We start from the raw sequence: 23,429 nt of genomic DNA, 5'->3' as shown, positions 1-23,429 counted from the left end.
GATGATCTGGAAACGTCACTTATCGCTTGAAGAACTGAATGCCACCAGCCTGAATACGATGGTGGCACATCTGGGGATTGTTTACACCCATCTCGGGGATGACCTTCTCGAAGCGGAAATGCCGGTGGATGCGCGTACCCATCAGCCGTTTGGCCTGTTACATGGTGGAGCCTCGGCGGCGCTGGCTGAAACGCTCGGTTCAATGGCGGGTTTTATGATGACCCGCGACGGCCAGTGCGTGGTGGGAACGGAACTTAACGCCTCGCATCATCGCCCGGTCTCACAGGGCAAAGTGCGCGGTGTCTGCCGCCCGCTGCATTTAGGCCGCCAGAGCCAAAGCTGGGAAATCGTCGTGTTTGATGAGCAGGGGCGTCGCTGCTGCACCTGCCGTTTAGGAACGGCGGTGATTGGCTAAAGCGACATCAATATGCCTGATGCGCTTCGCTTATCAGGCCTACGATTTGCAAGAATGTGTAGGCCTGGTAAGCGTATGCGCCACGGGGCAAAGCAGCGACCTACCTCACTCATCCTGCCTGTTTTTACACTTCTTTTCGTAACTTAAGTGATCCCGTTAACAATGTAATGTAAATACGTAGTGTTCTTGTTGTACTTATTGGTTTCGGAGTTGTTAAATCAAACCTGTTGATACAGAAATAAAATGTAACACTCTCAGCGACTCACACGGACAACATCTATGAACAATTCAGGGAAATACCTTACATGGGCATTGCTCTCCATTGTCGGAGCGTTTGCCCTGGGCTATATCGCCCTCAATCGTGGTGAACAGATTAACGCCCTCTGGATAGTGGTGGCGTCAGTCTGTATCTATCTGATTGCTTACCGTTTTTATGGACGCTATATCGCCAGAAATGTGCTGGCGGTTGACCCAACGCGTATGACACCCGCCGTGCGTCATAACGATGGGCTGGATTATGTACCGACCGACAAGAAAGTGCTGTTCGGTCACCATTTTGCGGCAATTGCCGGAGCGGGGCCGCTGGTGGGCCCGGTGCTGGCGGCGCAGATGGGGTATCTGCCGGGGATGATCTGGATCCTCGCGGGCGTAGTGCTTGCCGGTGCGGTGCAGGACTTTATGGTGCTCTTTGTCTCCACGCGCCGCGACGGTCGTTCGCTGGGTGAACTGGTGAAAGAGGAGATGGGGCCAACCGCCGGGGTTATCGCGCTGATTGCCACCTTTATGATCATGGTGATCATTCTGGCGGTGCTGGCGATGATCGTGGTGAAAGCCCTGACGCACAGCCCATGGGGAACCTACACCGTAGCGTTTACCATTCCTCTGGCGCTGTTTATGGGGATCTACATTCGTTATCTGCGCCCGGGGCGCATTGGCGAAGTCTCTGTCATCGGCCTGTTCTTCCTGATTTTTGCCATTATTTCTGGCGGGTGGGTGGCGGAAAGCGAAACCTGGGCACCGTGGTTTGACTTTACAGGCGTACAGCTGACCTGGATGCTGGTGGGTTATGGCTTTGTGGCGGCGGTGCTGCCAGTGTGGCTGCTGCTGGCGCCGCGCGATTACCTCTCTACCTTCCTGAAAATCGGTACTATTGTTGGGCTGGCCGTCGGTATTCTGATCATGCGTCCGACGCTGACCATGCCTGCGCTGACCAAATTCGTCGATGGTACCGGCCCGGTGTGGACCGGCAACTTGTTCCCGTTCCTGTTTATCACCATCGCCTGTGGCGCGGTGTCGGGCTTCCATGCGCTGATTGCTTCCGGTACCACGCCGAAGATGCTGGCGAATGAAGGCCAGGCGTGCCTGATCGGCTACGGCGGAATGCTGATGGAATCCTTCGTCGCTATTATGGCGCTGGTTTCCGCCTGCATTATCGACCCGGGCGTGTACTTCGCGATGAACAGCCCGATGGCGATGCTGGCACCTGCAGGTACCGTTGATGTGGTGGCTTCTGCGGCACAGGTGGTCAGTAGCTGGGGCTTTACGGTGACGCCGGAAACCCTGAACCATATCGCTAATGAAGTGGGCGAGCAGTCGATTATCTCCCGTGCGGGCGGTGCGCCGACGCTGGCGGTCGGTATGGCGTACATTCTGCACGGCGCGCTGGGCGGCCTGATGGATGTGTCATTCTGGTATCACTTCGCCATTCTGTTTGAGGCGCTGTTTATACTGACGGCGGTGGATGCGGGTACGCGAGCGGCGCGCTTCATGTTGCAGGATCTGCTGGGCGTCATTAACCCGAACCTTAAGAAAACGGACTCGCTGCCGGCGAACCTGCTGGCGACGGCGCTGTGTGTACTGGCCTGGGGCTACTTCCTGCACCAGGGCGTGGTTGACCCGTTAGGCGGTATCAACACCCTGTGGCCACTGTTTGGTATCGCTAACCAGATGCTCGCAGGTATGGCGTTAATGCTGTGCGCGGTGGTACTGTTTAAGATGAAACGTCAACGCTATGCGTGGGTGGCGCTGGTGCCAACGGCCTGGCTGCTGGTATGTACGCTGACGGCGGGCTGGCAGAAAGCGTTCAGTCCGGACGTACGCGTGGGCTTCCTGGCCATCGCCAATAAATTCCAGGCGATGATCGACAGCGGGGCGATTCCGCCGCAGTATACGGAATCTCAGCTGGCGCAACTGGTATTCAATAACCGTCTGGATGCTGGCCTGACCATCTTCTTTATGGTGGTGGTTGTGGTGCTGGCCCTGTTCTCGATTAAGACTGCGCTGGCGGCACTGAAAGAGGATAAACCGACGGCGAAAGAAACCCCTTATGAGCCGATGCCTGAAAATCTCGAAGAGATTGTAAGCCAGGCGAAAGGGGCGCATTGACAGATGCCCTCACCCTAACCCTCTCCCTCAGGGAGAGGGGACCGACCGAGCTGGTTGTAACATTTGCGTCGGTTTTCTCCCTCTCCCTGTAGGAAAGGGCGGGGTGAGGGGAACAAAACGCACCACAATCAATGAGAAATCACCATGTTCGACACATTATCAAAAGCAGGAAAATATTTAGGCCAGGCCGCGAAAATGATGATTGGCGTGCCGGACTACGACAACTATGTCGAGCATATGCGCGTGACCCATCCTGACCAGGCACCAATGACATACGAGGAGTTTTTTCGCGATCGCCAGGACGCTCGCTATGGGGGAAAAGGCGGTGCGCGCTGCTGTTAACCCTCTTTTGGCAGATACAGACTGATTTGTTCCTGCTTACAGCCGTAAATCGCCGCCAGTTTTTCGCGTGTGCGTTTTTGTGGGCGAGACTCGGGGGATTCAAGTTGTGAGACGGCAGACTGGCTGATACCCAGTTTCTCCGCCACGTCCTTTTGTGATAAGCCGCAATGAATGCGCCATGCTGCCTGTAAGCTCACCCCTTCTTTATCCATGATGTCACACACAATGCCGGGGAGGCTGGTGTTGTCATCGTCATCATGTTCGCAGGGAATATCTTCCCATTCATCGTCATCGTCGCTCGCGGACTCTGCCAGTTGCAAACGCAGGCGATAATATTCGTCGTAAGGGATCACAACGTACTGCGGTTTCCCGTTTTCATCCTTAATTAGCTGAATAGCCATAGGGCGCCTTCTCCTCGTGCAGATATGTCGTTGTTGTTCTGCGCTTCACGGCCACAATGTGGCAGGTGTTTTCGTCGTCTATCACCGTAAAAATAATGCGATAGTCGCCCACGCGCAGGCGATAGTGGTCCTTTGGTGTAGAGAGTTTAACGAGATCGGGCATTGGTGCGTTTCTGTCATTCAACGCCATTATCTTCTCGGTGACTTTTTGCCGATATCTCACATCAATGCTTTCTAACTGCCGCCTTGCCACTCTTGACCAGGTAATAACCATCCTGTACCTCCACTGTACGCTTTCGTGTTGAATAAGTAAAATATAAGTTTATTAGAAAATGATTTATTTCTAATAAACGTCACGATAAGCAAGACTGGGGAGAGGAGGAAGAGGCAAAAGGCAAGGCTTCGTGAAGGCTCGCAAAAACCTCTGTCAACCGACAGAGGCTTGCAGTCGCCGTGGATTAACCCGCGAAGTTTTCCACTTTTTCGAAGGCCGCAAACAGTGTATCCGCGGTTAACGTGATAGGCAGGAAATGAATGGATTCCACCGGGCGCAACGTGTGGGCGATGACTTTATCCAGCTCGGCGCGGTTATGAATATCTACGTCAAGCTGCGCAAGCGTAGTGGGTAAATGGAAGCGCTTATAGGCATGAACCAACTGCGCCAGCACATCATCCTGACCGAGCAGGGCGCTTTGTACCAGAATACCGTAGGCCACCTTCGTGCCATGGAGAAACTTCTCCGTCTGGGGCAGCACGGTAAGGCCGTTATGTACGGCATGTGCGGCGGCAACGCGGGTGAAGCGTTCGCCCAGGCCGCCAACCATACCGCCACCGGCGATAATGGCATCCACCACGTCGCGAAATGCCTGGGTTAATTTCCCTTGCTGCTGATCATTTAGCGCCTGCTCACTGCTTTCCAGCAGCACATCCCGAATCGCCAGCGCGCCGTTAATGCCTAAGCGCACCGTCAGCGGCAGCGTTTCAGGCAGCGGGGCGAGAACCACGGCTTCATACCACTTCGCTAAGGTATCGCCAATGCCTGCCAGCAGATATTCTGCCGGTGCGTCGAGGATAATGCGCGGCTCAACCAGCACCAGGAAGTTGGCATCGTCGAAAATCTCAAAATGCAGCGCCTGACCGGCATCGTTGTACCACACGGAAAGTGGTGTCCACGCGGCGCAGGTGGCGGCGATTGTCGGAATACCGACGAACGGCAGATTCAGCCTGCGGGCTACGGCTTTCACTGTATCAAGCAACGCGCCGCCCCCCACGCCAATCACGACGCTGCGATCGTCGCCTGCCTGTGAAACCAACGTGTTTACATCCCGTTCGCTACAGTGACCGGTGAAAAGAATCTGCGTTGACCCCGGCGCGGTAGCGCATTCCGGCAGATAAGGCCGCGCGCCTGCTATCGCTTTTTCGCCGTAAATCCAGACCGCACGTGCGAGTTGCTCTGGGCTGAAAAAATCATTCAGACGTTGCAGACAGTCAGGATGCGAGAAGTAGTTGGCGGGGCCGGGAACCACGCGTATATCGGTATGACTCATAGATGTTGTGCCTCTGGCTATTATTGTTGTATGGACGTCTAAACGTCTTGATTGCCAAATACTAACATCGTGTTATAGTGGCTTCAACACCGCATCACAGATGGAACAACAATAATGACGCACAACCCACTGATTCCACAGAGTAAACTCCCTAATCTCGGCACCACGATTTTCACGCAAATGAGTGCGCTGGCCCTTAAACATCAGGCGATAAATTTGTCGCAGGGTTTCCCTGATTTCGACGGCCCACGTTATCTCCAGGAGCGGCTGGCGTATCACGTTGCCGCAGGCGCGAATCAGTATGCGCCGATGACCGGCGTACAGGCGCTGCGTGAAGCTATTGCTGAAAAAACCGCTGCGCGCTACGGTTACACGCCGGACGCGAACAGCGATATCACCGTGACGGCCGGTGCAACGGAAGCGCTTTATGCGGCGATTACTGCACTTGTTCGCCCTGGTGATGAAGTCATCTGTTTTGACCCAAGCTATGACAGTTATGCGCCAGCGGTTGAACTGTCGGGCGGCATCCTCAAGCGCATTGCGCTACAGCCGCCACATTTCCGTGTCGACTGGGCCGCGTTTCGCGCATTACTGAGCGATAAAACGCGTCTGGTTATTCTTAATACGCCGCATAATCCTTCCGCCACCGTCTGGCACGCGGCAGATTTCGCCGCGCTCTGGCAGGCCATTGCGGAACGGGAAATCTACGTGTTGAGCGATGAAGTTTACGAACATATCTGCTTTGACCCGCAGGGCCACGCCAGCGTGCTGGCTCATCCTCAGTTGCGTGAACGGGCTATCGCGGTATCTTCGTTTGGTAAAACCTATCATATGACAGGCTGGAAAGTCGGCTATTGCGTTGCGCCGCCCGCGATAAGCGCCGAATTACGGAAGGTGCACCAGTATTTGACCTTTGCAGTCAATACCCCGGCGCAGCTGGCACTGGCCGATATGCTGCGCGCCCAGCCGGAGCATTATCGCCAGTTGCCCACGTTTTACCGTGAGCGGCGAGATCTGTTTATTGATGCATTAAGAGAGAGCCGACTGGACGTTCTGCCCTGTGAAGGCACCTACTTCCTGCTGGCCGATTACAGCGCTATCTCCGACATGGACGATGTGAGCTTCTGCCAGTGGCTAACCACTGAAGTCGGCGTTGCCGCAATTCCGCTATCGGTTTTTTGCGCCGATCCGTTCCCGCATAAGTTGATTCGCCTGTGCTTTGCCAAGCAGGAACCGACGCTGCTTGCAGCAGCAGAACGCTTGTGCCAGCTTTGATTATTTAACGGTCCAGGCCTGCGAGAAATGACGATTTCCGAACATTTCGAGCAGGCCATTAATTTGCTTCAGTCGCAGCACTTCATCACTGTCCATCCCCAGTTCTTTACTGATCTTCTCATCATTCCAGCCTAAACGCGCCAGCTCCAGCACGATATCTGACATGGCATTAATTTGATGTCGCCCACGTGCGCGGTTGTGGCGCACGGTAGCCGCCATACGCGAAGGCAGCGTGGCGCTACGATGATCAATACTGGTAACCGGCAGATAGCCTTTAAATTGTTTTTTTAGCGCTGATTTGCTGCTGGCGAGCGCATAACGGTGGAAACCATCAACGATTTCATACTGATCGCCATCTTTGTCCATAACCACCAGCGGTTGTGTGAAACCATCTGCTTCCAGAGATTTCTGAAGCAGGCGTTTTTCCGGTGGCGCCATATTATTCGGGTTATAGGCATTGGGCGTTACCTGTTCCTCTTTTACCCAAATGACGCAATCAACCGGCTGATCCTTAAACGGGCTGATGCCGTGTAGCGCCTGCCGAAAGTGATTGATGGCTTCTACGCGTGCCTCAAAATCAAGCGATTGCAGCCAGGTAGTCATATCATTAATTAATCGTTGTTGCACAGGATCCCCCATTGTTGACGTTTATGGTTCATCCGCTCACGATAGCGTTGATAGTGGACGGACTTTGTTGGGCTGAAAGAGAGCGCACGACACCAGTAGTCATTGTTTAACATGACCTTACAGATACGACGCCAGGAGGGGATATCCTTTGTGCCGACGTCACCTTCCTGGCTGTCCGGAATATCCTCCATGCCCTGTTTTTGATACCAGCGCAGGTAGACCGCGATTTTATTACGGTAATGCTCAGCGGTGGTTTGCGGCATGCTTTGCAAGAGAAACATTGCGTAGCTTCGCCAGCTGTGATGCGCGGGTTTTTCAATTTTGCGATGACCATAAAACTGATTGTCACGCCCGGCGTAGACGCCGCCACTGTGCACGCCGCTTACGCGCTGGCACATCGCGGCCCAGCGCTCAGGTTCCAGCACATGGTAGAGCCACAATCCCTGGCGCTGTTCCGGCCCGAACGGTTCGCAAATACGCATGTTGCGAGGGGGGACACCGGCCTGGTACATCAAATCGTAAAGAGGGTTGTAGCACTGTTGCGAGTGAGCAAACCATGTCCAGATGTCCGCCGTTTTCCAGTCGTACAGTGGATACACATACCAGGCATGGCCGCCAGGCGCGGCGGTAGTCCACGGTTTATCATCGGCAAAACGCTGCTTGCGTCTTGATGCGATAGTCAGGAATCGATTGTAGGATTCATCGGCGCGGATACCCACCAGAATGGCGGCCGGGCGCTGTTGCGAAAACCACTCTGCAAAGCTCTGGACAAAGCTTTCAAAAGTACAGCCAGGACGGTAAAAAGGGAAAAATGCCGGGTCGGTAATCGCGCCTTTAGGGGGTTGCCTGACCCATTGCGCGCCGGGTTCCCAGCACTGCCATTCGGGTTCAAACTGGGTAAGCGCATTTTGAGTGGTAAGGGGAATTGCCACCCAGTAAAAATCGTCAATAACATCTTTATAGAGATCGCGCATGCGTTTGCAGTGGGCGATAGTGCTCGAAAACTGCGCCTCCCAGTCAATAAACAGAACGCTGATTTTCTTGCCCATTTCCCGTGCCAGTAGCGCGGTGATATGCAGCATTACCGTGGAGTCTTTGCCACCGGAAAACGAAACGCAAACGCGGGGGAAATTTTGTAAGGCCCAGACTGCGCGATGCTGGCTGGCTTCCAGCACGGTACAGGATAGTGGAACCTTTAATAATGACATTGTTGGCAATCCTTGCGAAATATGTGGCTTAATTTATTAGCTATCATATAACGACAAGGATGGCGAATGTAATATTTTTAATTAATGGTTACTGTAAGATACAGATATTGATAAATATGTATCTTACGAGTGAATGCATGACTATTATTAATTCATTCAATAAATTTATCATGCGCTGAGATTCTTTCAATCACTTTTGCAAATGATGGTGTATTCATCGACGAGCGATTATAGATAATGTATATCATTATCGAGGGTAATGGTTCAGGCGTGATAATCTCTTGCAGCTGGCCATTACCACCTAAATAATCGAAAAATTCACGCGGAATAATGCCAATTAAATCGGTTTTTTGAATAATGTTGACCATACCTATAAGTGAATTAGTGCGTAAACCTGTGCGTCTGCCCAGGTACTGCTCATCCACTTCCGTTTGATATCCCTTAATACCGGGTTCTTCAGTTGTGTAGGTCGCGAAACGTTCCTGAAGAATCTCTTCCCGTGTCGCGCGCCCTTCCAGACGAGGGTGATCTTTGCGGCAAACCAGAACGGTAGAGACTTCTTTAAATGGCTCGCAGACAACCGAACGGTTGATGATAGGCGAGGTGCTTAAAACCAGATCAGCCTTCCTGTAACTCATTAAATCTTCGATGTTATCGGAAGTTGCGACGTAATCGTAATGGGCAATTTCAATGCTGGGATCGTCAAGCAAACGTGTCACGATATTGATGACTGGGCCGGAAATGAAAATCTGCGGCCCATAAATGACAAAGCGCTTCGTGAGCTCCGAATTGCTCATAATATTGATGGTTTTTTCCAGCTGATTCAGGTTATCCGCAAGGTGATGATGCAGGTTAACGCCGACCGTAGTGGGAGTGATCCCTTTACCGGAACGAACAAACAGCGGGTCGTTGAGCTGAATACGCAAGCGCTGTAATGACTGACTGACCGCGGAGGGGGTAATAAACAGCGTCTCCGCGGCTTTACTGATGCTGAGATGTTGATAAATGCATTCAAAAATAACTAATAAGTTAAGATCGAACCGCTTTAGATCATAGAGGTTGGCCATTTTGTTGTCCTTGTTTCGGTGCAGGTAGCAGAGAAGGCACTGATGCTCTCCTGTACCGCGAAGATTATTAACATTCCATGTTTTCGTAAAACTTAAAGCACCTTACATCCTGACTAAATATATATCAGAAAATTGCGTTTTACTATAGATCCTAGAAAACAAGGTGATTGATATTTTATTTTTATACAATCACCCTGGATTTATTACTCCTCGCCCATCATGACCTTCAGTTTTTGAGCATCAGGCAGACCGACGACCTGCTGTAACTGGCCTTCTTTATTCATATAGTAAATGGCAGGAGTAACGTTGGCGCCCAGATCATCCATCAGTTTCTGATTCTCGTTTAATGTGCGCATGGCATCCGCAGATGGCGTGGCGGGCAGGGTGAGTTTCATCTTCCCGCCGGATTGTTCATAGTCATGCCAGGTTTTGGCGGGATCTTTCGCCGCCAGGATTGCCGCAGCAGTATCCGGGCTTTCTGGCTTGATAACGCCAACCAGTAGCGTGCGAAGCTGAACTTTTCCCGCATCGACCCACGGGCGAGCCTGCTGCCAGAACTGCTTGCAATACGGGCAGAACGGATCGGCAAATACATACAGTTTGACCGGCGCGTCTTTTTTACCGTCCAGTAACCACGTGCTTTTTTCCATACGCTTCCACATTTCCTGCCCGGCCGGGGTATAAATCTCCTTCTGGAACAGCTGCTCGCTGAGATTTTGCCCCTTCTCATCATACATATAGCCGGAAATGGCGTGTTTGCCGTCTGGTGTCACATAGATAGCCACGCCCATATCCTGATACTTGCCCAGATACCCTTTCATACCTGCGGGTGCATCAAACGGTTTGATGATGGTAATACCCTGTTTTTCGATGGCTTTTACCGGTGCAGGGAGTTCTTCCGCGTGGGCGAGGAGAGGGAGAAGAGTGAGGAGTAAAGAACGTTTTAACATAGAAAATCTCTGTAAAATCAGTCCGTAAGATGAATGAAATGGTGTAGCCTATCACAACCATAGATAAGACCAACCGGCAGCGGATTGCCCTTTGAAGGGTGGGGTGATGTAATCCCTGAGCTGTTACAACCTTTGTTAAGGTAATGTAGAGCGCAACATATTGCCAGCCTGGCTGGTGCTGAATCCACCGACGGGTGTTCAGGTAACGGGGCCGCCTGAAGAGGGGGCCTTTTTACTTTACGCAGATTTAAACGGGCAAGGGGCATTTTGTGCCTTACCCATTTTCAGGTTCACAATGTTGTCTTGAGTCGGTTGTAAGGTAACGCTTATTGATTTGATAATAGAAACGCATTGGCTCTATCAATCAAAATTCGTTAACTTACAACTCAACGAAAACACGGAGGAAGTATAGATGTCCTTGATTAACACTAAAATTAAACCTTTCAAAAACCAGGCATTCAAAAACGGCGAATTCATCGAAGTCACCGAAAAAGATACCGAAGGTCGCTGGAGCGTATTCTTCTTCTATCCGGCTGACTTTACCTTCGTTTGCCCGACTGAACTGGGCGACGTAGCAGATCACTACGAAGAACTGCAGAAACTGGGTGTGGACGTGTACTCTGTCTCTACCGATACCCACTTCACTCACAAAGCATGGCACAGCAGCTCTGAAACCATCGCGAAAATCAAATACGCGATGATCGGTGACCCGACTGGCGCCCTGACCCGTAACTTCGACAACATGCGTGAAGATGAAGGTCTGGCTGACCGTGCGACCTTCGTAGTTGACCCGCAGGGTATCATCCAGGCTATCGAAGTTACCGCTGAAGGCATTGGCCGTGACGCATCTGACCTGCTGCGCAAAATCAAAGCAGCACAGTACGTTGCTTCTCACCCAGGCGAAGTTTGCCCGGCTAAATGGAAAGAAGGCGAAGCGACTCTGGCTCCGTCCCTGGACCTGGTTGGCAAAATCTAAGTCTTTATTGCCCGGCGGCGCGACGCGTGCCCGGGCCTACAAATGTAGGCCGTGTAAACGCTGTGTCATCCGGCAACCAACGGGTGCTATGCACCCGTTTTTCTTCCCCACGCACTATGATGCAAGTTGCATCCAGGCCGCCCGAATGAGGCAGCTTGCATGATGATGTATTTAGCCCAGGAGATTAACAATGCTCGACACCAACATGAAAACCCAGCTCAAAGCCTATCTTGAAAAGCTGACCAAACCTGTTGAGCTGATTGCCACGCTGGATGACAGCGCCAAATCGGCAGAAATCAAGGAACTGCTGGCTGAGATTGCTGAACTGTCAGATAAAGTGACCTTCAAAGAAGATAACACCCTGGCCGTTCGTAAACCGTCGTTCCTGATTACCAACCCAGGTTCCCACCAGGGCCCGCGTTTTGCCGGCTCCCCGCTGGGACATGAGTTCACCTCGCTGGTACTGGCGCTGCTGTGGACCGGTGGTCATCCGTCGAAAGAAGCGCAGTCTCTGCTGGAGCAGATCCGCAATATCGACGGTGATTTTGAATTCGAAACCTACTACTCGCTCTCCTGTCACAACTGCCCGGACGTGGTGCAGGCGCTGAACCTGATGAGCGTGTTGAACCCGCGCATCAAACACACGGCGATCGATGGCGGCACCTATCAGAACGAAATCACGGAACGTAACGTGATGGGCGTTCCGGCTGTGTTCGTCAATGGCCAGGAGTTTGGTCAGGGTCGCATGACGCTGACGGAAATCGTGGCGAAGATTGACACCGGTGCAGAAAAACGTGCGGCGGAAGAGCTGAGCACCCGTGATGCTTATGAAGTGCTGATCGTGGGTTCTGGCCCGTCTGGTGCAGCCGCCGCTGTCTATTCAGCGCGTAAAGGCATCCGTACCGGCCTGATGGGCGAACGTTTCGGCGGCCAGGTGCTGGATACGGTTGATATCGAAAACTATATCTCTGTGCCGAAAACCGAAGGTCAGAAACTGGCTGGCGCACTGAAAGCCCACGTAAGCGAATATGATGTTGATGTGATTGATAGCCAAAGTGCTTCAAAACTGATTCCGGCGGCGCAGGAAGGTGGCTTACACCAGATTGAAACTGCCTCAGGCGCGGTGCTGAAAGCGCGCAGCATCATCATCGCAACCGGTGCGAAATGGCGCAATATGAACGTGCCGGGTGAAGATCAGTATCGCACCAAAGGCGTAACGTACTGCCCGCACTGCGACGGCCCGCTGTTTAAAGGCAAACGCGTTGCGGTGATCGGTGGCGGTAACTCCGGCGTGGAAGCAGCCATTGACCTGGCTGGTGTTGTTGAACACGTTACACTGCTGGAATTTGCGCCGGAAATGAAAGCGGATCAGGTTCTGCAGGATAAAGTCCGCAGCCTGAAAAACGTCGATATCATTCTGAATGCGCAAACCACGGAAGTGAAAGGCGACGGCAGTAAAGTGACCGGCCTGGAATACCGTGACCGTGTCAGCGGTGATACGCATCAGATTGAACTGGCGGGGATCTTCGTACAGATTGGTCTGCTGCCGAACACCACCTGGCTGGAAGGCGCGATTGAGCGCAACCGGATGGGTGAAATCATCATCGATGCGAAATGTGAAACCAGCGTCAAAGGCGTCTTTGCCGCGGGTGACTGCACCACCGTTCCGTACAAACAGATTATCATCGCCGCAGGCGAAGGCGCGAAAGCGTCACTCAGCGCCTTTGATTATCTGATTCGTACCAAAACGGCATAAAAAAAGAAGTAAGACGACACCTGCAAATGAAAAAGGCTACCGAAAGGTAGCCTCTTTTTTTATCTCACCACCATTACCGGCACATGGGCGTGGCGAATAACGCTGGAGGCGTTCGAACCCAGCAGGTGAGTGGAGATGGACGGGTTGCGGGAGCCGATCACCACGACATCCGCTTTCAGTTCTTCCGCCAGCTCATTTACCACGTCGCGAACGCTGCCGATGCGCACGTGCAGTTTCAGGCGCTCAGGGTCGATGCTGAAGTGGCTTTTCATTGTTTCTAAACGGTTGATCGCTTCCTGATGAAGATGCTCTTCAAAGCGACGAACATCCGCGGCAAAACGGCTCATGGTGTAGCTGGCCGAGCCGGGCAGCACGTGGAGCAGATGAATGATCCCATCCTGCTGCGCCAGAAATTCAGCGTGAGCGATAGCTTTATCACTCAATTCCATCTCGAATACGTCAACGGGCATAATGATTGTCTTGTACATATGCATTCCTCCTTGTCTCTGTATTTGATATCAAAGCATATTACGACGTTTTAGTTTGTCATTGATATCGCAAATTTCTCGTTCGCTGTGTGGATGGATGTAAAGTTTTTTCAATGTCACCAAATACAGAAAGAGGATGCCGGGGCATCCTCTTAATTCATCGCGATTAGCGTTGGTAATCACCGGCTGCTTCCGGCTGGTAGAGCAGTTCCAGCACCTCCAGATGCGTGGATGCGCCGCCGGGGAGCTCCCAGTGAATGGTGCTGCCGACGCGCAGGCCAATCAGCGCCGCGCCCACCGGGGCCAGCACGGAAAGCTGCGTGTTGCTGTCTGTCATTTGCGTGGGAAATACCAGCGTTCGCACGCGCTCTTCGCCGCTGGTCAGATCGCGAAATCTCACCTGGCTGTTCATGCTTACGACATCAGGCGGAACCTGTTCCGGCGGGCACATTTGCGCGCGGTCCAGTTCTTCATTCAGCGCGCCAGCCACCGGAGAGTTTGCGTAAGCAGGCAGTTCCAGCAGTCTGTCGATACGCTCCGCATCGAACTCATTAATGATGATGGCAGGTCTGGTCATAGTTACTCCATGTCGTTCCAGATACGTCTTTCCAAAAGAAAACCCTCACCGCCAGCGGCAAGGGTTCATCTCACACCATCATACGCATTCAATCATCAGGTTTGAAGTGATACAACGCACATTCAATCACTGAAAATTATCGATTTATCGCGATTATTGTCAGTATCCCACTTTATCCAGCACAAACTGTTTACCACAGTTACCTGGGTGCGGCTGAGGCAGGAACGACGCGGGAGAAAGTGGGGCATTGATGTTCCCGGCTTTTAGTGAAATTTGCATCTCTGTGAGATAGCCCGGGTTGCCATTACAGGTCAGCTTAAACGCTTTGACGTTCTCCTTGCCAAAGGCGCTGGCGACGGCGGCATCAAAATCGCTGCGCTTCACTTTTTGCCCATAATTAGCGGCTAAAAATTGCCCCAGCGCACTGGCTTTCACTTCGCTGTTCAGGCGCACCATGGTGCCAAAATATGCATCCGGGTCGAAACCAAAACAGACACCGTGTTTGGCATATTCATAACGCTCAAGGCAGGATTTTCCGCCGCTGCCGGGCATCACGCCGTTCAGCTTGTTCGCCATTTCCAGCGATAAACCGGTTTCAGGGGCAGAGCATTTTCTGCTGCCTTTGGCTTCCGGCATGTTCGGAATCGGGCGCGTCGCGCATCCAAAGCGCATCCAGCGGCCTTCATCCACGCCGCGAGAGGCGATGGATTTTGGCAGCCCCGGCCAGAGACCATGGACGGTGAGGTGGTCGGCTTTATTCGCCGTCTCTTTCTGGATTTTGCACTCCTGCGGCTCTTTGCGATTTCTGTCGTTCATGCTCTGACAAAAACCGGTTTGCCACGAAAGCGCCAGCACATAACGGTCAAAATCGCCATATTGCGAGGGCGTGAGGGGGGCGGCGCTGGCGCTTTGCGCGACGAGCAGCAGGGTGCCGACGCATCCGGCCAGAAGATCCTTCCTGAACATAGTACGTATCCGGGGTGTTAACGATTCAAGGCAATTATTAAAACATAAAAAAGGCGTCGTTAGACGCCTTTTATCAGTTTAGCGAATACTTACAGCGCGCTGCCCGGCACCAGGATTTCGGTCGCGATGATCACCACGACCAGGCCAACCAGCACCGGAACGGAGGTGCGTTTTACCACTTCGAACGGCGAGATTTTTGCCATTCCGGCCACTGCAACCACTACGCCGGAAACCGGGGAGATGGTACGGCCAAGGTTGGAGGCCTGCAGCATCGGAATGGAAAGATAAGCCGGGTTGATACCTGAGGTGTGCGCAAGCTTAGGAATCATTTCGACGAATGCATAAAACGGCGCGTTCCCGGAACCGGTGGTCATCGCCGCCAGCATGGTCAACACCACCAGCACCAGCATCAGAATAATGCTGGCGGAACCGAACGAGGTGGCGATGGAGATCAGGCTATCGATAAAGCCGATCGTGCTCAGCCCCTGCGCAAAGACACCCGCTGCGACTAACAACATCACCACGCTTGCAAAGGCGTCTGCCATTCCGCGATAGGCCACTTCCAGGCCAGAGAACACGTTTTGCGTGTTGAAACTGCGGCAAAATTCCAGCACCGCCGCCAGCAGCATGCAGATAACCAGAATGGTAATAATGTGCAGCTGCGGGCCCCATTTACCGTCGAAAATCAGTACGCCAATAATCGGCGCGAACGGCAGAATGGCGTAGAAGCTCGGTGCGGTGGTGGTGATTTCATTCACATCGAGCATTTCATGAGACACATTCTCTTTTTTATCGAGATAGCGCTGCCAGAAGAAGTGGGCAATCGCCATGGCGATAATCGCTGCGATGGAGATTGGAAGCGTCGTTTTAAAGGCAAAATCAATCAACGGCATCTCTGCCGCTTTTGCCGCCAGCACGACATCGCCGGAGGTAGGGGAAAGAATAATCGCCGCCGGGGAGGCGCAAATCGCGGCAGCCGCACCGCGGCTAATGCCGACGTTAACCATCACCGGGAACAGCGTCGCCATTAACAATACGCCAAGACCTGTTGCGGACGATACGGCCAGCGACATCAGGCAGGCGACGAAATAGGCGGCAATCATCAGTAAATAGGGTGAGTTAATATAACGCAGCGGTTTTGAGGCCAGCTTCACGACCATGTCGTTGGCACCAATATGCGTCATGTAGGCGGCAAAACCACACAGCATCATGATCATCATGCCGAGGTCGCCGCCGCGGCTCATCAGCAGGATTTTAATATATTCAACGATGTCGGTCGCGGAATAACCGGTGCTTGCTTCGCTGGCTGGTAACACTTTATGTCCCATCAGTGCGCTGGCGATCAGCAATACAATCCCGCCGACGAACAAGACGCCTGTGGCGGAGAAGCCTTTAATGATATAGCGGGCAACGCCCACAATGACCACGACCCCTATCAGGAGCTCAAATGCCGTTAACATATTTATACCTGTCACCATTGTCGAAAATATGCGCTACAAATGACGCATAAAAAAGAATAATAACGGGAATGTGCCGAAATAAGCGGCAATACTTGCTGATGGAAATCAATAAAATGATTATTTGTAGTAATACAACAGGCAATTGATCGAGTAAATCACAAAGCTGCAAACCGTTTAATTATAGTGGGGCAGGAGGACTGTGAAAGCGATAAGTGAATTAATTGTTATAATTATTTCCAGTTTGTTGAATCGTAAAGCAATTAAAAAAAACTTTATTTCGCGAATATTGCCTGCGTATACTCCGGTTACTTTCATTAACTGAATCGTGATTATGTACGCATCCTGGAACTGGCGCTTACGCTTCATCAGAAAACATTTTCTGATGCTTCTGCTCGCGTTCGGTTTTTGGTTTATCCAGTGCCAGGTGGCGATTGCTTCTCATGACTGTCAGTTAAGCCCGGCGGGGGAGACGGCGATGATCCAGCATATGGATCACCAGATGTCATCCCATGCGACCGAAACCAATATGTCGCTGTGTGGGCAGCACTGTGTGCCCGACTCCTCGCAGAAAACGCTCGATAACGCCTCTTTAGTCGCGATTCCGGTGGCTTCCAGCCTTGCGCTGGTTATGCCGACCTGTGAAGCCGTCCAGGAAGATGCGTGGTCACTGGCACCTCCCGCCGTAGGGCCGCCGGCAACGATTCGTTTTTGCCGGTTCCGCGAATAGAAACCTGATAATCCGTTTAACTATCAATTCATTAACGATTATCAGGAGTTTACTATGTCTGCAATTTTCTCCCGTGCGCTGGCTGGCGTACTGTTTGCTGTATCCGCTTTTTCCGTTTCCGCGCACGATATGAGCGCGCACACCACCATGACAATGCCCTCCGCCGCCAGCTGGCAGGGGGAAGGCATTATCAAAAAAGTGACCCCCACTACCATTACTATTGCCCATCATCCTATCCCCGCGCTGAACTGGCCTGCGATGACGATGCAATTTGCGCAACCGACAAGCCATCCTGTGACCGCGCAACGCGTGGGCGAGGAGGTGGATTTCACCTTCACCGAAGGTGAGGGCGGTTACCAGATTGTCTCCCTGAATCCGCACCGCTAAGCCGGAGGTGATATGAAACAACACACGTTGAGCCTCTGGCTCGGCGGGGTGTTGCTTGGGCTTTTTGGCTCCGCCGTGCAGGCGGAGTCATGGACGCTCACGCAAACCCTGTCGCAAGCCCAGCGCTATTCCGCTGAACTTTCCGCGAACCGCAATGAAGCGAGGGCGCTGGAAAATATGGCCGACTCCGCAGGAGAATTGCCGGATCCGAAACTGAAATTTGGCATTGAAAACGTTCCGGTACAGGGCAGTAATAACCAACGTCTGACCCGCGAAGGGATGACCATGCAGCGCGTGGGCATTATGCAGCGCTACGTCAGCGCCGAAAAACGCGAACGTAAAGCGCAGACGTTGCAGGCGCAGGCGCAAAGCGTTAGCGCGAAATCAGAAGCGATTCGCGCCGCGCTGCAACGCGATACCGCGCAGGCGTGGCTCGACCTCGCGCTCTCGGAAAAAGCGCTGCAATCGGCCAAAAAGCTGGTGGCGGAAACCGAGCGACAACAGGGTACGCAGCGCGCCAGCGTCGGCAGCGGAACCGCCGCGCCGGACAGCGTACTGGCGCTTAAAGTCACGCTGAACGCAATGCGCAATAACGTTACGCTGGCGGAGCGTGATGTACAGGTGGCGCGGGCAAAACTGATGAAATTTACCGGTCAGCCGATCGAATCAGTTTCCGGCACGTTGCCGCCGTATCAGCGTTTGCCTGCGGATGAAGCCACGCTGCTGGCCGGCGTGGATCAACACCCGGAAGTCATTGCCGCCGCGCGGGAAGCCAACGAAGCTAAAGCGCGTTCGGCGCAATCCGCGGTGGCGGCCATCCCCGATGTCGATGTCGAGGTGTATTACGGTCATCGCTCGGAAGGATATGACGATATGGCGGGCGTGATGTTTACCGTGGATTTGCCGCTGTTTAAGGATAAACGCCAGGATAAAGATTACGCGGCAGATGTCTCCCGCACGATGCAGGCGAACGATCAGCTTTCGCTGACGGAACGCGATCATGCCGCCCAGGTCAGCTCGCTGATTGCCGACTATCAGGCCGCGCAAAATATCTGGTTGCGCCTGCGCGATGAAACACTACCGCTTCAGCAGCAGCGCCTTTCCTTACTGACTGCCCAGTATCGCGCCGGGCAGTCTGACCTTTCTTCTTTACTTGCCGCGCGTCGCGATGTGCTGGACAGCACCCTTGCCACCAGTCAGGCCGAACGCGAGGTCGCGCGGACCTGGGCGGCCATTCACTATTTGATTCCACAGGAGCTGGCGTTATGAACAAGAACTTACTGACCCTGGCGATTGTGGCCGCGATGGCGGCGGGCGCGGGCTATTACGCCGGACATCGTAACCCGGAGGCAGATGCCCCTGCTACTGAATCTCCCGCGCGCAAAGTGCTCTATTGGTATGACCCGATGGTCCCCGGCCAGCGCTTTGATAAGCCGGGTAAATCACCGTTTATGGATATGCAACTGGTGCCGCGTTATGCCGATGAAACGCCGGATAACGGCGGCGTTAGCATTAGCCCGCAACAGCAGCAAAGTCTCGGCATGCGAATCGGCAGTGTGGAAAAACGCGCGCTGGTTCAGCCTTTTTCCGCGTTTGCGACGGTCACCACCGATGAGCGTAGCCTGCAAATTATTCCGTCTCCGGCCAACGGCGTCGTCGAGAAATTGTTCGTTCGCGCCCCGCAGCAATGGGTGAAAGCCGGTGAGCCGCTGGCGCAGTTGTGGATCCCCGAATGGACGGCGGCACAGCAGGAATATCTGGCCGTACGTCAACTGGGCGATGCCGCATTGAGCCGTGCCGCTCGCGAGCGCCTGACACTGACGTTTATGCCCGAATCCGTCATTCGCCAGGTAGAACGCAGCGGCAAACCGCAGCCGCGAATGGTGTTGCGTGCTGAGCAGAACGGTTACGTGTCGAAGCTCGATACGCGTGAAGGCGCGCAGGTGACCGCCACCGCGCCGTTGTTTGAACTGGCAAGCCAGGACCCGGTATGGGTGGTGATTGATTATCCACAAACCCAGGCGCAACGCCTGATACCGGGCAGCGATGTTGTCGCAAGCGCTGACGGCTGGCCTGGCGAGCCGTTCCACGGAAAGGTGAGCGAACTGCTGCCGCAGATGGAAACCAGCACGCGCACGCTGAAGGCGCGCATTGTGCTGGATAACCCGCAGCACAAACTGAAGTCCGGCATGTTTTTAACCGTGCGTTTGCAGGATGAATCCGCGCAGCCGCCGGTGCTGGCTATTCCGGAGGAAGCGCTGATTGCCACCGGCAGTGAAAATCGGGTGATTGTCGCTACCGGCGACGGGCATTTTGCACCCGCGCGCGTCACCACCGGGGTAACCGCCAACGGCTGGACGGAAGTCAAAGAGGGGCTGAAAGAGGGCGATAAAGTAGTGACCTCCGGCCAGTTCCTGATTGACTCCGAAGCCAGCCTGCGTAGCGCCTTGCCGCAGGAAACGAAAAAGGCGCAAGAGTATGTCGGTAACGGCGTCGTTAAGGCTATCGAAGGGAACACGATAACGCTGTCGCACCAGCCCATTCCTGCACTGCACTGGGGCGCAATGACCATGGACTTCACTCTCGGCGCCAGTACGGCAAAACCAAAAAGCGGCGATAACATCATGTTCCACTTTACGCTGGATGATGCGCAGGGGCCGCTGATTTCACAATGGATGCCAATGACGGGAGGCGAGAAATGATTGCCGCCGTGATTCGTGCTGCGTTGCGTAATCGTCTGCTGGTGATTTTCGCGGCGCTGGGGATGGCGCTGTGGGGTGCCTGGGCGGTGCAACGCGCGCCGCTGGATGCGCTGCCGGACCTCTCTGATGTGCAGGTGATTATCCGCGCCAGCTATCCGGGAAAAGCGCCGCAGATTATTGAAGATCAAGTCACTTATCCGCTTACCACCACCATGCTTTCGGTGCCTGGCGCGAAGACGGTGCGTGGCTTTTCGATGTTTGGCGACGCCTATGTGTACGTGTTGTTTGAAGATGGTACCGACCTCTACTGGGCGCGTTCGCGCGTGCTGGAGTATCTGAGTCAGATTCAGGCGCAAATGCCGGAGGGCGTCACGGTCGCATTAGGGCCGGATGCCACGGGCGTGGGCTGGATTTACGAGTATGCGCTGGTTGACCGTACCGGCAAACACAGCCTTGCGGATCTGCGTGCGCTCCAGGACTGGACGCTGAAATATGAACTGAAAACCGTGCCTAACGTTTCGGAAGTCGCCAGCGTCGGTGGGATGGTGCGCCAGTATCAGGTGATAGCCGATCCGACGCGGATGCGGGCGCTAAACGTGACGCATCAGCAAATTGTCGATGCGCTGAAATCTGCCAACCAGGAGGGCGGCGGCGCACTGATGGAGATGGGTGAAGCGGAATACATGGTGCGCACCACCGGTTATCTGCATTCGCTTGATGAGTTCCGCAAGGTGGTGGTGACCAGCCGTGATGGCGTGCCGGTGCTGCTGGCGGATATCGCCGATGTGCGGATGGGGCCGGAAATTCGGCGTGGCGTCGCGGAGCTTAACGGCGAGGGGGAAGTGGCCGGCGGCATTATCATCATGCGTTATGGCAAGAATGCCCGTCAGACCATTATGGACGTGAAAGCGAAACTTCAGTCGCTGCAAAAAACCTTGCCGGAAGGGGTGGAGATCGTCCCGGTTTACGACCGTTCGCAGCTTATCGACCACGCGATCGAAACGTTAACCCATAAGCTGATTGAAGAGTTTATCGTTGTCGCTCTGGTGTGTACGTTGTTTCTGTTTCATTTCCGCTCGGCGCTGGTGGCGATTGTCTCGCTACCGCTGGGCATACTTGGCGCGTTCATCGTCATGCACTATCAGGGGATCAACGCCAACATTATGTCGCTGGGCGGGATCGCGATTGCCATCGGTGCCATGGTGGACGCGGCGATCGTGATGATCGAAAACATGCATAAAGTGCTGGAGCAGTGGCGGCACGATCATCCCGATAAAACGCCGTCCGGCCCCGATTACTGGCACATTGCCGGGCAAGCGGCGACCGAAGTGGGGCCCGCGCTGTTTTGCAGCCTGTTGATCATCACGCTGTCGTTTATTCCTGTCTTCTCGCTGGAAGCGCAGGAAGGGAAGATGTTCGCGCCGCTGGCGTTCACCAAAACCTGGGCGATGGCAATGGCGGCAGGGCTCGGCATCACCTTAGTACCGGTGCTGATGGGCTATTTTATTCGCGGAAAAATTCCCGATGAGCAATCCAACCCGATCAACCGCTGGCTGATTCGCGCCTATGAACCGCTGCTTGATAAGGTGCTTGCCTGGCCAAAGGCCACTCTGGCGCTGGCGTTGCTGCTGCTGGGCTTCACACTCTGGCCGCTAAGCCAACTGGGCAGCGAATTTATGCCGCCGCTCGACGAGGGAGATTTGCTCTATATGCCGTCTACGCTGCCGGGCATTTCTGCACGCGAAGCGAGCCGCCTGCTGCAGCAAACCGATCGGCTGATTAAAAGTGTGCCGGAAGTGGCCAGTGTATTCGGTAAGGCCGGACGCGCGGAAACGGCGACCGACCCTGCGCCGCTGACCATGCTGGAAACCACCATTCAGTTCAAGCCTCGCGACCAGTGGCGACCGGGCATGACGCCGGACAAACTGATTGAGGAGCTGGATAAAACGGTGAAAGTACCGGGGATTGCTAACGTCTGGGTACCGCCGATTCGCAACCGTCTTGATATGCTGGCAACTGGCATCAAGAGCCCGGTGGGGATCAAAGTAAACGGCAACAATCTCGCGGATATCGAACGTGTCGCCCGCGAAATCGAACAGGTGGTAAAAGGCGTGCCGGGCGTAACTTCCGCGCTGGCGGAGCGGCTTTCCGGCGGGCGGTATGTCGATATCGCCATCAACCGCCAGCAGGCGGCGCGCTATGGCGTGTCGGTGAAAGAGCTGCAATCGCTGGTGTCGACGCTGGTGGGCGGCGAAAACGTCGGTCAAACTATCGAAGGGCGTGAACGCTACCCGATTAACATCCGTTATCCACGCGAATGGCGCGATAATATCGATAAACTGCGGGCAATGCCGGTAGTGACGGCCAGCGGTAGCCAGGTGGCGCTCAGCGAACTGGCGGATATCCGTATCACCGAAGGCGTGCCGATGCTGAAAAGCGAAAATGCGCGACTGTCGAACTGGATCTATGTTGATTTACGCGGGCGTGATCTGAAATCGGCGGTGGATGAGATGCAGCAGCGTGTTGCGCAACAGGTGACCTTGCCGCAGGGGGTAACGCTCTCCTGGTCCGGGCAATTTGAATATCTTGAACGCGCCACGGCGAAACTGAAAATAGTGCTTCCGGTAACCTTAGTGATTATTTTTACACTACTTTGGCTCACCTTCAGACGTATTTCAGATGTATTACTGATAATGGGAACACTTCCCTTTTCGCTGATTGGCGGCGTCTGGCTGTTATGGCTATTGGGGTATAATCTCTCGGTGGCCGGCGCGGTAGGATTTATTGCCCTTGCTGGCGTGTCGGCGGAATTTGGCGTGATTATGGTGCTTTATTTAAATCATGCGCTTGAGAAACATCGAAAGCTCGATCCTGATGGCGGTACACCGCGATTAATGCGCGCGATTCATGAGGGCGCGGTGCTACGTGTGCGCCCTAAAGTGATGACGGTGGCGACCATCATGGCCGGCCTGCTGCCTATCATGTGGGGTAGCGGTACGGGTTCGGAAGTGATGAGCCGGATTGCCGCACCAATGATCGGCGGGATGATTTCCGCGCCGTTACTCTCGATGCTGGTTATTCCCGCGCTCTATCGCATCATTCACCATAAACAATGAATATCAGCACCCTGCGGGGTGCTTAATTACTTTACTTTCTTTACTCAGAATTACCCT

Annotated in this window: 22 protein-coding genes; 11 read left to right on the top strand and 11 right to left on the bottom strand. The window is 53.9% G+C overall.

Annotation, left to right across the window (positions count from 1 at the left end; genetic code table 11):
- Window position 1: 1 nt before the first annotated feature.
- The 3 genes from entH (at window position 2) to ACOXYR_RS15245 (ending at window position 3,142) form a co-directional block, all read left to right on the top strand.
- Entirely contained in the window at window positions 2-415 is a 414-nt protein-coding gene (gene entH / locus ACOXYR_RS15255) for a proofreading thioesterase EntH (RefSeq protein WP_113857534.1), read from the top strand.
- Window positions 416-694: 279 nt separating this feature from the next.
- Window positions 695-2,800 (top strand): pyruvate/proton symporter CstA, encoded by a 2,106-nt coding sequence (gene cstA, locus ACOXYR_RS15250; RefSeq protein WP_108473962.1) that lies wholly within the window; start codon window positions 695-697, stop codon window positions 2,798-2,800.
- A 144-nt stretch (window positions 2,801-2,944) separates the two neighbouring features.
- A complete protein-coding gene (locus ACOXYR_RS15245; RefSeq protein WP_421356099.1) occupies window positions 2,945-3,142 on the top strand; it encodes a YbdD/YjiX family protein in 198 nt (65 codons plus the stop codon).
- On the opposite strand, the gene ACOXYR_RS15240 is transcribed toward ACOXYR_RS15245, so the two are convergent.
- The 3 genes from ACOXYR_RS15240 to ACOXYR_RS15230 form a co-directional block, all read right to left on the bottom strand.
- Window positions 3,139-3,543 (bottom strand): helix-turn-helix domain-containing protein, encoded by a 405-nt coding sequence (locus tag ACOXYR_RS15240; protein WP_149464350.1) that lies wholly within the window; start codon window positions 3,541-3,543, stop codon window positions 3,139-3,141. The genes ACOXYR_RS15245 and ACOXYR_RS15240 overlap by 4 nt on opposite strands.
- Entirely contained in the window at window positions 3,524-3,817 is a 294-nt protein-coding gene (locus tag ACOXYR_RS15235) for a type II toxin-antitoxin system RelE family toxin (protein ID WP_421356098.1), read from the bottom strand. Before ACOXYR_RS15235 ends, ACOXYR_RS15240 begins: the two co-directional genes overlap by 20 nt.
- Before the next feature lie 184 nt (window positions 3,818-4,001).
- Complete coding sequence (locus tag ACOXYR_RS15230; RefSeq protein ID WP_113857531.1) at window positions 4,002-5,090, bottom strand: oxidoreductase; 1,089 nt, start codon at window positions 5,088-5,090, stop codon at window positions 4,002-4,004.
- Between the two features lie 114 nt (window positions 5,091-5,204).
- Between ACOXYR_RS15230 and ACOXYR_RS15225 the strand changes: the two genes are divergently transcribed.
- A complete protein-coding gene (locus tag ACOXYR_RS15225; protein WP_421356097.1) occupies window positions 5,205-6,365 on the top strand; it encodes a pyridoxal phosphate-dependent aminotransferase in 1,161 nt (386 codons plus the stop codon).
- Here the strand turns inward: ACOXYR_RS15225 and ACOXYR_RS15220 are convergent, their stop codons facing one another.
- The 4 genes from ACOXYR_RS15220 to dsbG form a co-directional block, all read right to left on the bottom strand.
- A complete protein-coding gene (locus ACOXYR_RS15220; RefSeq protein WP_189623388.1) occupies window positions 6,366-6,992 on the bottom strand; it encodes an IbrB-like domain-containing protein in 627 nt (208 codons plus the stop codon).
- Window positions 6,977-8,200 carry a phosphoadenosine phosphosulfate reductase gene (locus ACOXYR_RS15215; protein ID WP_113857528.1) on the bottom strand — a complete coding sequence of 408 codons (1,224 nt, stop codon included), beginning with the start codon at window positions 8,198-8,200 and terminating at the stop codon, window positions 6,977-6,979. Before ACOXYR_RS15215 ends, ACOXYR_RS15220 begins: the two co-directional genes overlap by 16 nt.
- 152 nt (window positions 8,201-8,352) lie before the next feature.
- On the bottom strand, window positions 8,353-9,267 hold the full coding sequence (gene citR, locus ACOXYR_RS15210) for a DNA-binding transcriptional repressor CitR (protein ID WP_421356096.1): 915 nt from the start codon (window positions 9,265-9,267) through the stop codon (window positions 8,353-8,355).
- A gap of 203 nt (window positions 9,268-9,470) precedes the next feature.
- Window positions 9,471-10,217 (bottom strand): thiol:disulfide interchange protein DsbG, encoded by a 747-nt coding sequence (gene dsbG / locus ACOXYR_RS15205; RefSeq protein WP_113857526.1) that lies wholly within the window; start codon window positions 10,215-10,217, stop codon window positions 9,471-9,473.
- 412 nt (window positions 10,218-10,629) lie between these two features.
- Between dsbG and ahpC the strand changes: the two genes are divergently transcribed.
- Both ahpC and ahpF read left to right on the top strand, forming a co-directional pair.
- Window positions 10,630-11,193: an alkyl hydroperoxide reductase subunit C gene (ahpC, locus tag ACOXYR_RS15200; protein ID WP_002894394.1), complete on the top strand. Its 564-nt coding sequence runs from the start codon at window positions 10,630-10,632 to the stop codon at window positions 11,191-11,193.
- A 190-nt stretch (window positions 11,194-11,383) separates the two neighbouring features.
- Window positions 11,384-12,949 (top strand): alkyl hydroperoxide reductase subunit F, encoded by a 1,566-nt coding sequence (gene ahpF / locus ACOXYR_RS15195; protein ID WP_108473952.1) that lies wholly within the window; start codon window positions 11,384-11,386, stop codon window positions 12,947-12,949.
- A 59-nt stretch (window positions 12,950-13,008) separates the two neighbouring features.
- Here the strand turns inward: ahpF and uspG are convergent, their stop codons facing one another.
- From uspG to dcuC, 4 genes are all read right to left on the bottom strand, one after another.
- Window positions 13,009-13,437 carry a universal stress protein UspG gene (gene uspG / locus ACOXYR_RS15190; RefSeq protein ID WP_015965402.1) on the bottom strand — a complete coding sequence of 143 codons (429 nt, stop codon included), beginning with the start codon at window positions 13,435-13,437 and terminating at the stop codon, window positions 13,009-13,011.
- Window positions 13,438-13,603: 166 nt separating this feature from the next.
- Window positions 13,604-14,014, bottom strand: coding sequence for a nucleoside diphosphate kinase regulator (gene rnk, locus ACOXYR_RS15185; protein ID WP_108473951.1), 411 nt, complete (start codon window positions 14,012-14,014; stop codon window positions 13,604-13,606).
- A gap of 159 nt (window positions 14,015-14,173) precedes the next feature.
- Complete coding sequence (gene rna, locus ACOXYR_RS15180) at window positions 14,174-14,980, bottom strand: ribonuclease I (RefSeq protein ID WP_108473950.1); 807 nt, start codon at window positions 14,978-14,980, stop codon at window positions 14,174-14,176.
- 89 nt (window positions 14,981-15,069) lie between these two features.
- Window positions 15,070-16,440, bottom strand: a complete 1,371-nt coding sequence (gene dcuC / locus ACOXYR_RS15175) for an anaerobic C4-dicarboxylate transporter DcuC (RefSeq protein ID WP_108473949.1) — start codon at window positions 16,438-16,440, stop codon at window positions 15,070-15,072.
- A 331-nt stretch (window positions 16,441-16,771) separates the two neighbouring features.
- Here dcuC and ACOXYR_RS15170 point away from each other — a divergent pair, with 331 nt between their 5' ends.
- The 5 genes from ACOXYR_RS15170 to ACOXYR_RS15150 are packed head-to-tail and all read left to right on the top strand — an operon-like array spanning window position 16,772 to window position 23,372.
- Complete coding sequence (locus tag ACOXYR_RS15170) at window positions 16,772-17,167, top strand: hypothetical protein (RefSeq protein WP_108473948.1); 396 nt, start codon at window positions 16,772-16,774, stop codon at window positions 17,165-17,167.
- Between the two features lie 54 nt (window positions 17,168-17,221).
- On the top strand, window positions 17,222-17,554 hold the full coding sequence (locus tag ACOXYR_RS15165; protein WP_108473947.1) for a copper-binding protein: 333 nt from the start codon (window positions 17,222-17,224) through the stop codon (window positions 17,552-17,554).
- Window positions 17,555-17,566: 12 nt separating this feature from the next.
- Entirely contained in the window at window positions 17,567-18,823 is a 1,257-nt protein-coding gene (locus tag ACOXYR_RS15160; protein WP_189623391.1) for a TolC family protein, read from the top strand.
- The gene (locus ACOXYR_RS15155) at window positions 18,820-20,256 is read left to right on the top strand and encodes an efflux RND transporter periplasmic adaptor subunit (RefSeq protein ID WP_421356095.1); all 1,437 of its coding nucleotides are present in this window, start codon (window positions 18,820-18,822) and stop codon (window positions 20,254-20,256) included. Before ACOXYR_RS15160 ends, ACOXYR_RS15155 begins: the two co-directional genes overlap by 4 nt.
- Window positions 20,253-23,372: an efflux RND transporter permease subunit gene (locus tag ACOXYR_RS15150; RefSeq protein ID WP_421356094.1), complete on the top strand. Its 3,120-nt coding sequence runs from the start codon at window positions 20,253-20,255 to the stop codon at window positions 23,370-23,372. Before ACOXYR_RS15155 ends, ACOXYR_RS15150 begins: the two co-directional genes overlap by 4 nt.
- Window positions 23,373-23,429: the final 57 nt, after the last annotated feature.

The organism is Pseudocitrobacter faecalis (assembly GCF_965231525.1).
GTDB classification, from domain to species: Bacteria; Pseudomonadota; Gammaproteobacteria; order Enterobacterales; family Enterobacteriaceae; genus Pseudocitrobacter; species Pseudocitrobacter faecalis.
This window is presented reverse-complemented; position numbering and strand designations above follow the sequence as displayed.

What these genes read in the sequence shown, in the direction of transcription:
- entH (WP_113857534.1), top strand. Translation starts at nt 2, where the DNA reads ATGATCTGGAAACGTCACTTATCGCTTGAAGAACTGAATGCCACCAGC.
- cstA (WP_108473962.1), top strand. Translation starts at nt 695, where the DNA reads ATGAACAATTCAGGGAAATACCTTACATGGGCATTGCTCTCCATTGTC.
- ACOXYR_RS15245 (WP_421356099.1), top strand. Translation starts at nt 2,945, where the DNA reads ATGTTCGACACATTATCAAAAGCAGGAAAATATTTAGGCCAGGCCGCG.
- ACOXYR_RS15240 (WP_149464350.1), bottom strand. Translation starts at nt 3,543, where the DNA reads ATGGCTATTCAGCTAATTAAGGATGAAAACGGGAAACCGCAGTACGTT.
- ACOXYR_RS15235 (WP_421356098.1), bottom strand. Translation starts at nt 3,817, where the DNA reads ATGGTTATTACCTGGTCAAGAGTGGCAAGGCGGCAGTTAGAAAGCATT.
- ACOXYR_RS15230 (WP_113857531.1), bottom strand. Translation starts at nt 5,090, where the DNA reads ATGAGTCATACCGATATACGCGTGGTTCCCGGCCCCGCCAACTACTTC.
- ACOXYR_RS15225 (WP_421356097.1), top strand. Translation starts at nt 5,205, where the DNA reads ATGACGCACAACCCACTGATTCCACAGAGTAAACTCCCTAATCTCGGC.
- ACOXYR_RS15215 (WP_113857528.1), bottom strand. Translation starts at nt 8,200, where the DNA reads ATGTCATTATTAAAGGTTCCACTATCCTGTACCGTGCTGGAAGCCAGC.
- citR (WP_421356096.1), bottom strand. Translation starts at nt 9,267, where the DNA reads ATGGCCAACCTCTATGATCTAAAGCGGTTCGATCTTAACTTATTAGTT.
- dsbG (WP_113857526.1), bottom strand. Translation starts at nt 10,217, where the DNA reads ATGTTAAAACGTTCTTTACTCCTCACTCTTCTCCCTCTCCTCGCCCAC.
- ahpC (WP_002894394.1), top strand. Translation starts at nt 10,630, where the DNA reads ATGTCCTTGATTAACACTAAAATTAAACCTTTCAAAAACCAGGCATTC.
- ahpF (WP_108473952.1), top strand. Translation starts at nt 11,384, where the DNA reads ATGCTCGACACCAACATGAAAACCCAGCTCAAAGCCTATCTTGAAAAG.
- uspG (WP_015965402.1), bottom strand. Translation starts at nt 13,437, where the DNA reads ATGTACAAGACAATCATTATGCCCGTTGACGTATTCGAGATGGAATTG.
- rnk (WP_108473951.1), bottom strand. Translation starts at nt 14,014, where the DNA reads ATGACCAGACCTGCCATCATCATTAATGAGTTCGATGCGGAGCGTATC.
- rna (WP_108473950.1), bottom strand. Translation starts at nt 14,980, where the DNA reads ATGTTCAGGAAGGATCTTCTGGCCGGATGCGTCGGCACCCTGCTGCTC.
- dcuC (WP_108473949.1), bottom strand. Translation starts at nt 16,440, where the DNA reads ATGTTAACGGCATTTGAGCTCCTGATAGGGGTCGTGGTCATTGTGGGC.
- ACOXYR_RS15170 (WP_108473948.1), top strand. Translation starts at nt 16,772, where the DNA reads ATGTACGCATCCTGGAACTGGCGCTTACGCTTCATCAGAAAACATTTT.
- ACOXYR_RS15165 (WP_108473947.1), top strand. Translation starts at nt 17,222, where the DNA reads ATGTCTGCAATTTTCTCCCGTGCGCTGGCTGGCGTACTGTTTGCTGTA.
- ACOXYR_RS15160 (WP_189623391.1), top strand. Translation starts at nt 17,567, where the DNA reads ATGAAACAACACACGTTGAGCCTCTGGCTCGGCGGGGTGTTGCTTGGG.
- ACOXYR_RS15155 (WP_421356095.1), top strand. Translation starts at nt 18,820, where the DNA reads ATGAACAAGAACTTACTGACCCTGGCGATTGTGGCCGCGATGGCGGCG.
- ACOXYR_RS15150 (WP_421356094.1), top strand. Translation starts at nt 20,253, where the DNA reads ATGATTGCCGCCGTGATTCGTGCTGCGTTGCGTAATCGTCTGCTGGTG.